Source organism: Vibrio sp. RW (assembly GCF_027587105.1).
Classification (GTDB): domain Bacteria; phylum Pseudomonadota; class Gammaproteobacteria; order Enterobacterales; family Vibrionaceae; genus Vibrio; species Vibrio toranzoniae.
Genome location: NZ_JAPPTM010000002.1, coordinates 304,570 through 318,673, shown reverse-complemented (window position 1 = coordinate 318,673; position 14,104 = coordinate 304,570). Strand labels below are relative to the sequence as shown.

Here is a 14,104-nt window from a genome sequence, read left to right as displayed (position 1 = left end):
CTCTTTACCCCTCTAAACAAAGGGATATTCTCTTGCATCTTAGATGCTAATAATAAGAGCGTCTGGTAGCTTTTGTACATTTCTTTACTTTTATTCAAAGGAATAAAAGGTAGGTAGTAATAACTACTAACAGAGCTTACCCGAGTTGGACGCTCGGGTGGACTTAGGAAGTCTAGTCCGCTCTTATTGAAAAGCCTCTCCCCAACTTAGCCATGTAGAACGTATCTAAGAGTGCCTCAAGTTCTTAGACCAATAGTCCTACATGTTGCAACTCGCATTGTTATCAATGAGGTGATAACCGTCAGTAGATAGCTGACTGCTGTTGCACTAAGTTGGTGGCTCGTATATATCACTACATACAAGCGCCAGCTCTGAATGAAAACCGTATCTTTCTGCGATACTGAGCAACAATGAATCGAGTCATTGTCTCGGAAAAGTCCAGAGCGGAAAAGGGTGAGAAACTACTTTGCACAAATATTGAGCATTTCAATTTCTCCGTATCTATAGGTTATGTTAATTAAGATTTCGCCAGAGCGAATAAAATATATTAAATTCTGATATTTATCTATACGTCGACCTAATTAATTCTGTCTCACAGCGTGAACTGCTTCTACCAATAGGTTATGTTAATTCTGTCTCACACTGTGAAACAAATTCGATAAGTATGAAAATAACCCTAGAACGCCCAGAGCGGCTTTACCCGTTAGTCACTGCAATACTCATTGTCACGAATAGGACAGCCCTCTGAGCCGCCCATCGCCCAGAATCGCTATAGATTGACTAGCCTTTGATTCTGTATATTGTCTGACGAGTAAGCCCCGTATCCTTGGCTATTGAGTTAATGCTCTGTCCGTTACTCAGTCTGTTTAGTACATCTTGCTCTTGCTCAGGCGTATAGGACTTAGAGCGACCACCTCTAACGGACTGAGCCGTATGCTTACCAGAGCGAACGGCTGCTACCTTACCCTCATCTAAGCGGCTCTGAATCATGCTCCTTTCCATCTCAGCAAAGACCATCATCATTTGATAGAACGCTTTAGACATTGCATCGTCTTTGCTGGTATCAATGCCTTGCTCAAGTGTACGGACAAACACACCTTTGTTGTGCAGCCGCTCTATCAAGCTAACCACCTGAGACGTACTTCTTCCTAGTCGGTCAAGCTTGGTGACAACTACAACATCACCATCACGTACATAAGCCTCTAGCTCTTCTAGTGCTTCCTTGTTTGTGTCTGCTTTACCTGAGTGTTTACCAGAGAATATCTTTGTGCATCTAGCTTGCTCTAGCTTGTACAGTTGGTCGTCTAGGTCTTGAGCTTGAGAAGATACACGAGCAAAGCCTACTAGACTCTCAGTTGCCTGAGCTACTTCTACTTGCTCAATGTGTTCCTCTTCTTCATCCTCTGCCTCACATACATTCAGCTTGTCAGATTTAGCTTGAATGGCTGCTATCTTATCCTCTGCGCCTTTAAGCAGGGTACAGTGACCACCTTGATAGAACTCTCTACGTGTAGATGCTGTGTAGTTCTCTGCTGTCATCTCGATAGCCTCTATAGCTTCCATGCACTCTTCATAGGTTGTTAGGCCTGATAGTTTGACTGCTGTATGTTTCATGGCAAGCACCTGTCCGAATCTGTTAAGTTACGGACATAAGATAAATGCACTGTACGTTTCTGTCAATATTTAATTTCGGACAATGTACGCATTGCTCAGCACAGAAACGGACACAACCCTTGTGCATTACAGGATGTATGCCTGTCCGTTTCATGTACGAATGACACAACTTACGACGGAAGATAAATAGTTAGTGGATGCTCTGCCATTTCCAGAAAAGAGACTACAAAGCACCCTATGGGGGAAACTAGGATTGCATGAGCGGAGAAGGCCGCTCACATGTACGCTCAAAAATATTTAAGCTCTAGCGTTACCACCACCTATAAACAAGAAAGCCCTAGAAGCGATGAGCAACTAGGGCATAATTTACAAGGTTAAGTATCTCAACTAAGAATCAAATAAGAGACTAGCTAAGTCAGAAGCATCAAGCTTAACGTACCTATTCAGCATTCGGTGATCTTTATGACCTGACACTTTTGAAACTAGGATGCTGTCGTGACCTGCTCCGATTAACTTAGAAAGCCGATAATGCCTTAATGAATGCAGCACAAACTCTGGTAAGCCTTCCATATCTGCCGCCTTTCTGAACTGCTTACTAACAAACTCAGGAAGTACAGAGAATAAAGGATATGTATCTGCTTTCCCCTCAATAAGTTGTAATCGCTTAGACAATACAGCCATAGCAGGATTAGAGAGCGGTACTTTTCTATCTTCACCGTTCTTAGTGTTATAGAGCTGAATGTAACGCTTATCCAAGTGTACATCTTGAATCCGAAGCTTTAACACTTCATTGCGTCTGCATGCCGTTTCACTAAGCAGGAGACAAACATCTTTAAGCTCATCGGTAGGTAGATTACCAATGACTTGGTAAACCTGTTCATCCGTTGGGACGAACTGCCTTACTCCGTAATCTTTGGGGATTCTAATTTGTTTGAAGATGTCAGGGATTTGTAGACCAATATCCCTACGTAACCAATTAAGTAGAGCTTGCAGTGTAGTTACGTCCTTACGAACAGTACCAGCTTTAACAACTGCCATGCGAGAATCAATGAAAGAGGTGATATGTTCTCTTGCATCAGGGCTAGTAGTTAGGTCACGAACTTGGAAGGATGCAAAGTGCTTACTGATACGAGCTAAACGATAGCGAATAGTACCAAGATACGATTTATGATACTGGGCTTTAACTTGGATATAGAACTCAATACAAACAGGAATTGGTGTATTAAGTGAGGGATTAGAAAGTGTGATATGTGTAGGAGTTTGCAAGGCACAGTCCTCTTAGCTAAGTAAAAGAAAGACTGTGCCCACAGGAATAATGGCACGCCCTGAAGGATTCGAACCTTCGACCACATCCTTAGAAGGGACGTGCTCTATCCAGCTGAGCTAAGGGCGCGCTACAGGAACGAATTATACGAATTCGAATCAGTAAAGCAACGGCTTTATGTAACATTCTGATCTAAGTGGGTAAAAAAAGGGCAGTAAACATATAAGTGTTGGAAATTAAACCAAAGCAATCGTTTGCTTGATGGTAATCAAAAAGATTTTCTGGAATAATGCGCCAAAAACATCAGCCACTAACTTGAATATCAATACTAAGGAAATTCATGACTGCTCAAAATATTGATGGAAAGCTAATTTCTCAAACGGTTCGCTCTGAAGTTGCTGCACGTGTAAAAGCTCGTACTGAAGCTGGATTACGCGCTCCGGGCCTAGCGGTTGTTTTAGTGGGTGAAGACCCTGCTTCTCAGGTTTACGTTGGAAGTAAGCGTAAAGCGTGTGAAGAAGTTGGCTTTGTATCTAAATCTTACGATTTGCCAGCCACTGCGACAGAAGATGAACTGTTAACATTAGTAGACCAACTGAACCAAGACCCAGAGATCGACGGTATTCTGGTTCAACTGCCTCTACCTGCTGGCATTGATAGCACTCACATTCTTGAGCGTATCACACCAGAGAAAGACGTGGATGGCTTCCACCCATACAATGTAGGTCGTTTGGCTCAGCGTATGCCTAAGCTTCGCTCTTGTACGCCAAAAGGTATTATTACGCTGCTTGACCGCTACAACATCGACTTACGTGGTAAACACGCGGTTGTTGTTGGCGCATCAAACATTGTAGGCCGTCCAATGACGCTAGAACTGCTTTTAGCAGGTTGTACGACGACGACTTGTCATCGTTTCACCAAAGACCTTGAAGGCCACGTACGTCAAGCAGACGTTGTTGTGGTTGCAGTAGGCAAGCCTAACTTCATTCCAGGAGCTTGGATTAAGAAAGGGGCTGTTGTGGTCGATGTTGGTATCAACCGTTTAGAATCTGGCAAGCTAGTGGGTGACGTTGAATACGATGTTGCTAAAGAGAGCGCAAGCTTCATCACCCCAGTACCGGGGGGGGTCGGCCCAATGACGGTTGCGAGCCTAATCGAGAACACAATGATCGCTTGTGAGCAGTTTCACTCGAAGTAATCTGCGAATGACGGTATAAACAGAATTAAAAAGCCGCAACGTGATGAACGTTGCGGCTTTTTTGATGATTACCCATTACAAAACGAGAAGTATAAGTAACTTAAGATGCCACTGTTAAAGCGAAAGTACCACACCAGCAATCGCTGCACTCATTAAGTTAGCAAACACACCTGCACAAATTGCTTTAAAGCCGTATTGTGAGATGAAAGAGCGACGCTCTGGAACTAAACTACCCAAGCCACCAATCAAAATCGCCATGGTTGATATGTTAGCAAAACCACATAGAGCGAAAGTCACGATCGCTTGCGAGTGTTCACTCAGTGCTTCTTTAGCATCCATTAGCTGGATAAAAGCCACAAACTCGTTCACAACAATCTTGTTCCCGATCAGCGAGCCTGCAACCACAGCCTCAGACCAGGGTACACCGATCAACCATGCAACGGGGGCGAACACATAACCTAGGATAAGTTCGAAGCTTAGAGTGACGCCAAACCAACCACCAACAATACCGAGTAAACCATTCAGCATTGCAATCACACTGATAAAGGCAAGAAGTGTCGCCCCTACTGCGACGGCAATACGAAGTCCAGACATAGCCCCATCAGCCATTGCCTCAACAACGTTTGTTGCTCGTGGAATTTCTACATCAGACTCAATATTTTCTTGAGCGTCATCTGGACTACCCGGTACTAAGATTTTAGCCATTAACAGGCCAGCAGGCGCCGACATGAATGCCGCAGCGATCAAGTAGTTAAGGTCTACACCAAGCGATGCATAACCCACTAGCGTGCCACCAGCAACAGAAGCCAAACCACATACCATCACGGCAAACAGCTGCGAATCAGTCATGTGCTTCAAGTAAGGCTTAACCACCAATGGCGCTTCAATCATGCCAACAAAGATGTTCGCCGTTGCAGACAGTGACTCCGCACGGCCTGTACCCAGGAACTTCTGCAGCGCACCACCAATAAGGTTGATCACCTTTGGCATAAAACCAATGTGGTACAAACCCGAGATCAGTGCAGAGAAAAAGATAATGATGCCTAGAACATTAATCGCGAAAACAAATCCGTTATTCGTTAGGCCACCAAATAAGAAATTAATCCCCTCTTGACCGTAGTTGATCAAGCTAGATACCGCACCCGTGGCTGCATTCAACGCTTCTTTACCCATTGGTACATACAGAACCAATAGCGCGAATGAGATTTGTAATAAGAAAGCCAAAGAGACTGTTCTTAGTGGAATATTTTTTCTGTCCGTAGATAGTAACCAAGCGGCAACTAAAATAGTGATAATTCCAAGTAGGGAAGCCATGTGCGTCAACCTAAAAGTTGTAGGTAGGAAAGGCGACGCATTCTATAGAGGAAATCGTTTGCGGCAAGTTGAGGTTGTTAACGTGATGTTGGGGTAATCACCATTTAGCTATGAATATAATTAAGTCATTGAATTTTAATAATTAGCATTGATTAAAAAGCATACTTTTTCCATATGGAAATTATATTTATAAATTAGGAAACAGTTAGTGATGCAGTTCAACGCAAGTTTGGAGGTTTTTATCCCAGTACGTCGGTGATCCAATATGATCTTTGATGAACTCAATTACAGCTGAAAGCTTCTTCGGCATATTCTTTCGGCTCGGGTACACGGCATAAAATGGCATCAACTGACTCGCTCGCCATTCTGGTAATACTTGGATTAGCTTACCGGTTCGAAACTCTTCTTTGACTAAGTAGGTTGCCAGATAAGCAACGCCCCACCCTGCTACCGCTGCGTCTCGTACAGCCTCGGCTAAATCGACCGAGTAATCACCAGCAACTTTAACGCTAAGGTTCTCTTGGCCGTTATCAAAGGCCCACGATGTGTAATCTCGTTCTCGGCTGCGATAGATCAGACAGTTATGGTCAATCAAATCAGAAGGTGTATGAGGAGTCCCTGCCTTAATCAGATAATCGGGCGATGCTGCCACCACGAACTGACTGTCTGCTAGGCGCTGCGCAATGTAACCTTCTGGTAGGTCTTCATTGTTGGTAATCCAAAGGTCCAAACGCTCTTCAATCATGTCCACCTTGTAGTCGAACAAGTGCACCTCGATTCTCAGCTGAGGATAAAGCTGTCTGAGCTGATCAATCGCCGGAATGATGTGCAAGGTACCAAATGACTGCGACAACCCCACGCGCAATATCCCAGAGATATCCTCACGCTGGCTGTCCATATCCATTTGTGCTGCTTTTACCGTGTTAAACAGTTGCTCACAATGCTGATAGAACACCTCCCCCGCTTCGGTCAACGTTAGACTACGTGTGGTTCGTTGTACCAACTTGATGCCGATTGAGTCTTCAAGCAAAGCAACTTGCTTACTGATGTGAGACACGGAAACGTTCAAGCTTTTTGCAGCACTGGTAAAGCCTTCATACTTAATTAACGCATGGAATATCACCATCTGTGCAGCTCTATCTGTTAGCACAAGGCCACCTTCTTAAATCTCTGAAATATAAAATCAAAAAGGACTCCGAAGAGTCCTTTATTTCGTTCTGCCTATCGTAGGCCAAATGCTATCTAAGCGACCTAGATCTGTTAATCAAATTAAGTCTACCAATCAAATTAGGCCGATTAATCAAACTTGATTCTGTCTGCTAGGTGGCTAACTGCCAAAGCAAAGTAGTAAGAACGATTCCACTTCATTAACACATTGTAGTTGTTGTAAATGAGGTACGAACGACCCGCTTCGTCGTCCGGCATAATCAACCAAGCTTTAATGTCTTCATCAAGCGTTGGCAATGGGCGATCGTCATAACGCTTAATACCGAGTTCAGACCACTCTTTTAGGTATTTCGCTTTGTCTTCAGTTCGACCTTGCAAATCAATAGACACGGTTGACGGTACGTGAACCTGGCGGCCCCAAGTGTACTTATCATCCCAACCGGATTGGCTAAGGTAATTGGCTGCCGAAGCAAACACATCTTCTTCAGTCCCCCAGATATCTTTCTTACCATCACCGTTACCATCAGCGGCAAACGCTAAGAATGAGCTTGGCATAAACTGAGGCTGACCCATGGCACCAGCCCAAGAGCCTTTCATCTCTTTTGGTGCAATATGGCCTTGATCAAGAATCTTCAATGCCGCCATTGCTTCGCTACGGAAAAACGTTTCTCTGCGCCCTTCGTAAGCCATGGTCGTTAGCGCATCAATAACACTGTAATTACCCGTGAACTTACCAAAATTACTCTCAACGCCCCATAGCGCGACAATAAATCTCGGTTGAACACCATATTCATCACCAATGCGCTTTAACGCTGTGTAATGCTTCTTATAAAGTGATCTGGCTTGCTTCACTTTCCAATCGGGTACTGCTCGTGGAATATATTCATCCAGAGTCAGCTTCTTCTCAGGTTGGTTTTTGTCGGCTTTCACCGCTCTTGGCTTAAACGTGACACCATCAAAGGCTTCATCAATGATCGCTTCAGAAATGCCTTCTTCACGGCCTTGTTGCTTTAGTTTTTCTACATATTGTTCGAAGCTCAGTTCTTCAGCTTGTACGGAACTTATAGTCAAGCTATTACCCAATAGTAATGCCGACACAACCAATATGCTTTTCGAAAATTTACTCAACGATCACTCCTCCTTGAATTGAGGTGGCTATCACTCTTCGTCTTGAACTTTTTGTTGAGCTTTACGCTCTTTATGACGTTCAAGTTCGTTAACTGGTGGGGGCGGAACTTGCAAAAAGAAACCATCGGTATTCAGTGATTCTTTCACTTTTTCGATGTTCACTTGAGCCAGTTTACGGCCATCCATTTTAATTACCATTACAAAGCTAGGTTTACCAAACATTTGCATCAATGCGTCAGGAACTTGTGAAAAATCATCCTTCTTAGGGATATAAAGGTATGTTCCTTCTTTCTTTGAACTTTTATATATAGAACACAGCATGACAAACCTTTTTTAAATGTTTATGACTACAAAACTCTCACTTGCGAGAGCAATAGTTTATGTTAACGAAATATTGGGAACAAAACGTTCATTTGACAACAAGATTACTTGCTGTGCTTGGTTTGTGAATATAACATGATACACCTAGTTTCAGGCAATGCCCTTTATTTTATTGATAAAGAAATTGTACCAATCCGCAATTGAGGTCCTGTAGTTTTTCGATGTCTAGTAACCCAGATCTAAAAGGTAGTAGTTTCACGCTATCTGTTTTGCACTTATCCGATGATCAAGTCGAAAATGCAGTGTCTTTTCTCCAAGAGAAGGTAGACCAAGCACCCACTTTTTTCGCTGCTGCACCTGTTGTCATCAACATTAGTAAAGTGGTTGGCGATATCGATTTTGTGCAACTGAAAAAGGGTATCTCTCAAGCGGGGATGATCCCAGTTGGTGTGGCAGGCTGTTCAGATAGGCGTACCCAAAACCTAGCGAAAGAAGCGGGTTTTGCAGTCATGACAGCCAGTAAGTCTCCATCTCAAGCACCAGCCGAAATGGCACCGATTAAAGTGGTGAGAACCCCTATTCGTTCAGGTCAGCAGGTTTATGCTAAAGATAGTGACCTGTTAATACTCAATCATGTAAGTGCAGGCGCCGAAGTCATAGCCGATGGCAGCATTCATATTCATGGCACGCTACGCGGCCGCGCGATTGCAGGAGCCAGTGGTCAAACTGAAGCAAAAATAATTTGTAATGATTTACAAGCCGAGTTGGTTTCCATTGCTGGAAATTACTGGCTCAGCGATCAAATTGAAAGCGAGTACTGGCAGAAAAAAACCATGTTCAGTATGGCAAACGATGTATTACACGTTGATGTCCTCGCAATATAAAAGAAATAAAAGGAAAAAAGAATGGCACGCATTATCGTTGTAACGTCAGGTAAAGGCGGGGTAGGCAAAACGACCTCCAGTGCAGCTATAGCCTCAGGCCTGGCTTTAAAAGGAAAAAAAACCGCAGTTATCGACTTTGATATCGGCCTGCGTAACCTAGATTTAATTATGGGTTGTGAGCGTCGTGTTGTGTACGATTTCGTCAACGTTATCAATGGTGAAGCAACGCTAAATCAAGCGATGATCAAAGATAAACGCACAGACAACTTGTTCATTCTTCCTGCTTCTCAAACTCGCGATAAAGATGCACTCACTAAAGACGGTGTTCGCCGTATATTTGATGAACTTGATGAAATGGGCTTTGATTTCATCATCTGTGACTCTCCAGCAGGTATCGAGCAAGGCGCTCTGATGGCACTGTACTTTGCTGATGAAGCGATTGTAACCACTAACCCTGAAGTCTCTTCTGTCCGTGACTCAGACCGTATTCTCGGGATTCTGGATTCTAAATCTCGCCGTTCTGAAGATGGCTTAGAGCCAGTAAAAACCCACCTTTTACTCACTCGCTACAACCCTGCTCGCGTTACTCAAGGAGAAATGCTGGGCGTGGAAGATGTAGAAGAAATCCTACACATCTCTCTACTGGGGGTGATTCCAGAGAGCCAAGCGGTACTGAACGCATCGAACAAAGGTGTTCCAGTTATCTTTGATGAAGCAACCGATGCTGGTATGGCTTACAATGATACTGTAGAACGCCTACTGGGTAGCCAAGTTGACTTCCGTTTCTTAACGGAGCAGAAGAAAGGCATCTTCAAACGACTATTCGGAGGCTAATACGCAATGTCACTATTAGAGTTTTTTAGACCACAGAAAAAGACAACCGCAAACCTAGCCAAAGAGCGTTTGCAGATCATTGTTGCTGAACGACGCAGCCATGACGATCCAGCACCATCATATTTACCAGAGCTAAAAGAAGATATTCTTAAGGTTATCGCTAAGTATGTTGAAGTCGATCCATCAATGGTTGATTTGACTTTCGAACACAAAGATGACGACATTTCAGTCTTAGAATTGAACGTTAAGCTGCCAGAAGAAGATCGATAATCTTTCTGAACAAGCTCAACAAGCCATACGCGATTTATATTGATTGAATAAAAAAGAGAGCCTCGGCTCTCTTTTTTGTGTCGGAATTTTATCTCTGTCGCTGGCGACGTTTTATCGCCATTACAGATTATTTGATTGCTTTACTCAGCTTCTCGCCAATCACATCTAAACGCCAACCTTGCATCACATCAGGTAGCTTCTCTGGGTTGCGATCGTGCTTCCAAACCCAACTTAACACTTGGTTAAGTTGCTTCTTCGATGCCAAGAACTCTGTCGCTAAACCACTGTGTTGTGACGCCGTTTTCACTTCATCTTTCAACACTTTGAAGATTTGTTTGTAACCTGGGTAATCCATTAGACGTTCTACTGGCGCTGGATATTCTTCTTCTGGCGTGTGTTCAGCCAACTTAACGATTGAGCTAATCTTTGCGCCATGACGGCGTACAGAGCGGTAATCAAAACCTTCTTGCTCCATGTGCTTAGGATCTTTCATCGCGAATCGCGCCACTGCCCACAAATCTTGTTCTTTGAAAACAAAGTTCAACGCTAAATCACGCTTAATCGCTTCTTTTAAACGCCAAGTGGCTAACGGTCTCAAAATCGCTAGCTGCTTAGGTTTAAGCTGCCATGCACCTTTAATATCAAGGTAGGCAGTGTCTGGGTTGACTTTACGGATGCGCTTGGCAACTTGTAAGTCAGACTCTTGTTGAGCCGCTTCCCACCAGCCAGCTTCCATCACTTTTTCTAGAAGCTTATTGTACATTGGCATTAGGTAATGCACGTCTGCCGCTGCGTAGTCCAATTGCTTTTGAGAAAGCGGACGAGCCAGCCAGTCTGTGCGAGATTCACTCTTGTCTAGGTCTACTCCCACGAACTCTGAAACTAAAGCAGCAAAGCCCGTTGATAAACCATGACCTAAGAAAGCCGCCATGATCTGCGTATCAACCATTGGTGTTGGTGTACAGCCAAATGCATTCTGGAACACTTCCAAATCTTCGCCACACGCGTGCAGCACTTTCAACACTGATGCATCTTTTATTAGTGTGACAAACGGTGTCATGTCATCAAGAGCAATAGGGTCAATCAATGATAGCGTTTCACCATCAAATAACTGAATCAAGCCTAATTGAGGGTAATAGGTTCTTGTACGAACAAACTCCGTATCAAGCATAACAACATCAGCTTGACGTGCTTGTTGGCAAACTCGTTCAAGGTCTTTCAATTGGGTAATGATTTGGTAATCCACAAAAGCTCTCACTGGTTTCTATTTGATCGCCGGACACAAAAATGCCGACATTAACTGTCGGCATTCTAACACCATTTTTCAGCGCTCGCTTAGATTAAGCGCCTCAATGGTTTCTCGAGTAGTGGTTACCCATAAACTGGCTGATTATTCGCTCGCACGTTTCGCAAGCTCTGCATCATTTTCTTCACGCAGTACGCGGCGTAAGATCTTACCTACGTTAGTCTTTGGCAGGTCTTCTCTGAACTCGACTAATTTAGGGATCTTGTAACCCGTTAAGTGCTCACGACAGTGCGCGATAATGTCTTCTTTGGTCAGGCTAGGGTCACGCTTAACAACGTAGATCTTAACCAGCTCACCGGATACTTCGTGAGGTTGACCGATAGCTGCCACTTCCAGCACTTTGCCATGCAGAGCCACGACGTCTTCAATCTCATTCGGGTAAACGTTAAAGCCAGACACCAAAATCATGTCTTTCTTACGGTCAACAATGTGCAGCAAGCCTTCGTCATCGAACTTAACGATGTCACCCGTAGACAACCAACCATCTTGGTCGATGACTTCTTTGGTCGCTTCTGGGCGCTGCCAGTAGCCTTGCATCACTTGAGGGCCACGAACTTGCAACTCACCTACTTGGTCATTGGCTACGACTTTACTTTCATCATCAACAATACGTACTTCTGTCGACGGTACTGGTAGGCCAATTGCACCGGTGTAGTCTTTCAGGTCATATGGATTACCTGTAACTAGCGGAGCACATTCAGTTAAACCATAACCTTCCAGCAAGTGAATACCTGTCACTTTCTTCCATTTCTCAGCAACAGAGCGCTGAACCGCCATACCACCACCAACAGATAGACGTAGATTACTGAAATCTAACTCGTGGAAATCTTCATTATTTACTAGCGCATTGAACAGTGTATTGACACCTGTGATTGCAGTAAACGGAACCTTTTGCAGCTCTTTAATAAAGCCAGGAATGTCACGAGGGTTAGTAATTAGAAGGTTGCGCCCCCCCATCTCAACAAACAGCAAGCAGTTCACGGTAAGAGCAAAAACGTGGTAAAGCGGCAGTGCCGTTACGACCAACTCACGACCTTCTTGCAATACAGGGCCGTATGCGCCTTTTGCTTGAAGTACGTTCGCGATCATATTGCGGTGCGTTAAAATGGCGCCCTTTGCTACGCCAGTTGTACCACCTGTGTACTGAAGGAATGCAATGTCATCGCCAGCCATGAAAGGCTTCACATACTGAAGACGGCGACCTTTATGTAGTGCTTTTCTAAAGGAGATAGCCCCCGGTAGATCGTACTTAGGCACCATGCCTTTTACGTATTTCACTACGAAGTCGACAATCGTACCTTTAGCGCGTGGCAGCATTTGCCCTAAACTGGTGAGTACAACGTGTTTAACTGGCGTGTTATCAACGACTTTCTCTAGCGTGCTCGCAAAATTTGAAACGATAACAATCGCCTTTGCACCAGAATCGTTCAGTTGATGTTCAAGCTCTCGGGGTGTGTACAGTGGATTGACGTTCACAGCAATCATACCAGCACGCAATACACCAAAAAGTGCAATTGGGTATTGCAACAGGTTAGGCATCATCAATGCAACACGATCGCCTTTCTTCAGTTTCAGATCATTCTGTAAATAAGCGGCAAAAGCACGGCTGCGCTCTTCAAGCTTACGGAATGTCATTATCGATCCCATGTTTTCGAATGCAGGTTGGTCCGCGAACTTTTGTACCGACTGTTCAAACATTTCTACAAGAGATTGGTACTGATCTGGGTTGATCGTCTCTGGTACGCCACTTGGATAACGTGAAAGCCAAGGTTTATCCACGATGTTACTCCTCGTTTATCAGCTGACGACTGCTCGCCGCTATTTATCATAGCAGTATTACAGCACAGCTTTAGAGCATGAGCACTAAAAGGCTCAAACACTTGTTTAAATTTTGTTAACTACACCAAGAATTAGTTCTGAAACTAGCTCTGGGCTCTCTAAATGACAATGATGTCCGCCAGGGATCGTCTCTACATTCAGAGAATTATGGGCTGATTTGTAGCGATTGTGCCGCAAATGTCGAAATCCATCATTCCCTAAAATTATTAATTGAGGGCATTCAATAGCCGCCATAATCGCTTCGGTATGCGCCTGTGACATGCGATACAACGAGTCACATTTAAGCTTTGGGTCGCATCGCCATTGCCAGGCGTTTTCTAGTTCAGCAGTACCTTGATTAACAATTCCTTGCTCAATAACCCCTCGCTCAACAATAGGAGCGATTAATTCAGCATTGATTTGATTGGCGTGAGCTCTCAGTTTAATAGCGTCCTCAAGGCTTGCTAGAGGACGTGAAGGCTTTCTTCGCTGTCGAAGACGACTGAGTACCCCATCTCTCAAGCGAGAGACCGTTTCTTGGGGAGCTTCTGAAAGAGGTCCGTGACCTTCAATTTGAATTAATCCTGACACCTTTTCAGGAAAGGCGGCACTATAGCAACTTGCGATCAATGCACCAAGTGAATGTCCTACTAACACCAGTCTGTTTGGCGATAATTTCATCACCAACTGGTGCAAATCATCGATATAGTCGTGAAACGGGTAGTAACTGTCCGTCTTATGCGACGAAAAGCCATGACCAAAGAGATCAATCGCAACCAAGTGAGAGTTTGGTGAAAGTGTTGCTAGATTAGAGAGAACAGAAGAGAAACTCGCGGAATTATCTAACCAACCATGAATAAAAACGACCGTCATTGCGGTCGTTTTTGGGTTTCCAATCTGTTGTGTAGCAAGCGTCCCGCTCGCGAGGGAATATGACTTTTCAATCATTGATTGTATGTTGCCCCTATAGTTGAGTTTGTCGAATG

At 44.1% G+C, this 14,104-nt stretch carries 13 protein-coding genes and 1 tRNA gene; 4 read left to right on the top strand and 10 right to left on the bottom strand.

What is annotated here, in order from left to right:
* Positions 1-780 precede the first annotated feature (780 nt).
* The 3 genes from OCT63_RS02980 to OCT63_RS02970 form a co-directional block, all read right to left on the bottom strand.
* Positions 781-1,614, bottom strand: coding sequence for a recombinase family protein (locus tag OCT63_RS02980; RefSeq protein ID WP_269983157.1), 834 nt, complete (start codon positions 1,612-1,614; stop codon positions 781-783).
* A 387-nt stretch (positions 1,615-2,001) separates the two neighbouring features.
* Complete coding sequence (locus tag OCT63_RS02975; protein WP_269983156.1) at positions 2,002-2,880, bottom strand: site-specific integrase; 879 nt, start codon at positions 2,878-2,880, stop codon at positions 2,002-2,004.
* 50 nt (positions 2,881-2,930) lie between these two features.
* Positions 2,931-3,007: transfer RNA gene (locus tag OCT63_RS02970), tRNA-Arg, on the bottom strand.
* A 211-nt stretch (positions 3,008-3,218) separates the two neighbouring features.
* On the opposite strand from OCT63_RS02970, the gene folD reads away from it, so the two are divergent.
* Positions 3,219-4,076 carry a bifunctional methylenetetrahydrofolate dehydrogenase/methenyltetrahydrofolate cyclohydrolase FolD gene (gene folD / locus OCT63_RS02965; protein ID WP_017056435.1) on the top strand — a complete coding sequence of 286 codons (858 nt, stop codon included), beginning with the start codon at positions 3,219-3,221 and terminating at the stop codon, positions 4,074-4,076.
* Positions 4,077-4,190: 114 nt separating this feature from the next.
* On the opposite strand, the gene OCT63_RS02960 is transcribed toward folD, so the two are convergent.
* The 4 genes from OCT63_RS02960 to OCT63_RS02945 form a co-directional block, all read right to left on the bottom strand.
* Positions 4,191-5,390, bottom strand: coding sequence for a NupC/NupG family nucleoside CNT transporter (locus tag OCT63_RS02960; RefSeq protein ID WP_161687064.1), 1,200 nt, complete (start codon positions 5,388-5,390; stop codon positions 4,191-4,193).
* Positions 5,391-5,595: 205 nt separating this feature from the next.
* The gene (locus tag OCT63_RS02955; protein WP_161672330.1) at positions 5,596-6,516 is read right to left on the bottom strand and encodes a LysR family transcriptional regulator; all 921 of its coding nucleotides are present in this window, start codon (positions 6,514-6,516) and stop codon (positions 5,596-5,598) included.
* A gap of 170 nt (positions 6,517-6,686) precedes the next feature.
* On the bottom strand, positions 6,687-7,685 hold the full coding sequence (locus tag OCT63_RS02950) for a lytic murein transglycosylase (protein ID WP_161687066.1): 999 nt from the start codon (positions 7,683-7,685) through the stop codon (positions 6,687-6,689).
* Between the two features lie 30 nt (positions 7,686-7,715).
* A complete protein-coding gene (locus OCT63_RS02945) occupies positions 7,716-8,006 on the bottom strand; it encodes a YcgL domain-containing protein (protein ID WP_017056431.1) in 291 nt (96 codons plus the stop codon).
* Between the two features lie 221 nt (positions 8,007-8,227).
* Here OCT63_RS02945 and minC point away from each other — a divergent pair, with 221 nt between their 5' ends.
* Genes minC through minE form a run of 3 tightly spaced genes read left to right on the top strand, consistent with a single transcriptional unit; the run spans position 8,228 to position 9,994 of the window.
* Entirely contained in the window at positions 8,228-8,890 is a 663-nt protein-coding gene (minC, locus tag OCT63_RS02940; protein WP_269983155.1) for a septum site-determining protein MinC, read from the top strand.
* Between the two features lie 21 nt (positions 8,891-8,911).
* Complete coding sequence (minD, locus tag OCT63_RS02935) at positions 8,912-9,724, top strand: septum site-determining protein MinD (protein ID WP_017056429.1); 813 nt, start codon at positions 8,912-8,914, stop codon at positions 9,722-9,724.
* Between the two features lie 6 nt (positions 9,725-9,730).
* On the top strand, positions 9,731-9,994 hold the full coding sequence (gene minE / locus OCT63_RS02930; RefSeq protein WP_017056428.1) for a cell division topological specificity factor MinE: 264 nt from the start codon (positions 9,731-9,733) through the stop codon (positions 9,992-9,994).
* A gap of 127 nt (positions 9,995-10,121) precedes the next feature.
* On the opposite strand, the gene rnd is transcribed toward minE, so the two are convergent.
* The 3 genes from rnd to OCT63_RS02915 form a co-directional block, all read right to left on the bottom strand.
* Positions 10,122-11,240 carry a ribonuclease D gene (rnd, locus tag OCT63_RS02925; RefSeq protein ID WP_060468240.1) on the bottom strand — a complete coding sequence of 373 codons (1,119 nt, stop codon included), beginning with the start codon at positions 11,238-11,240 and terminating at the stop codon, positions 10,122-10,124.
* Between the two features lie 144 nt (positions 11,241-11,384).
* Complete coding sequence (fadD, locus tag OCT63_RS02920) at positions 11,385-13,079, bottom strand: long-chain-fatty-acid--CoA ligase FadD (protein WP_060468241.1); 1,695 nt, start codon at positions 13,077-13,079, stop codon at positions 11,385-11,387.
* Between the two features lie 105 nt (positions 13,080-13,184).
* Positions 13,185-14,066 carry an alpha/beta fold hydrolase gene (locus tag OCT63_RS02915; RefSeq protein WP_161748586.1) on the bottom strand — a complete coding sequence of 294 codons (882 nt, stop codon included), beginning with the start codon at positions 14,064-14,066 and terminating at the stop codon, positions 13,185-13,187.
* Positions 14,067-14,104 lie beyond the last annotated feature (38 nt).

Coding starts and splice junctions, on each gene's coding strand:
- OCT63_RS02980 (WP_269983157.1), bottom strand. CDS start 1,614: ATGAAACATACAGCAGTCAAACTATCAGGCCTAACAACCTATGAAGAG.
- folD (WP_017056435.1), top strand. CDS start 3,219: ATGACTGCTCAAAATATTGATGGAAAGCTAATTTCTCAAACGGTTCGC.
- OCT63_RS02960 (WP_161687064.1), bottom strand. CDS start 5,390: ATGGCTTCCCTACTTGGAATTATCACTATTTTAGTTGCCGCTTGGTTA.
- OCT63_RS02955 (WP_161672330.1), bottom strand. CDS start 6,516: ATGGTGATATTCCATGCGTTAATTAAGTATGAAGGCTTTACCAGTGCT.
- OCT63_RS02945 (WP_017056431.1), bottom strand. CDS start 8,006: ATGCTGTGTTCTATATATAAAAGTTCAAAGAAAGAAGGAACATACCTT.
- minC (WP_269983155.1), top strand. CDS start 8,228: ATGTCTAGTAACCCAGATCTAAAAGGTAGTAGTTTCACGCTATCTGTT.
- minD (WP_017056429.1), top strand. CDS start 8,912: ATGGCACGCATTATCGTTGTAACGTCAGGTAAAGGCGGGGTAGGCAAA.
- minE (WP_017056428.1), top strand. CDS start 9,731: ATGTCACTATTAGAGTTTTTTAGACCACAGAAAAAGACAACCGCAAAC.
- OCT63_RS02915 (WP_161748586.1), bottom strand. CDS start 14,066: ATGATTGAAAAGTCATATTCCCTCGCGAGCGGGACGCTTGCTACACAA.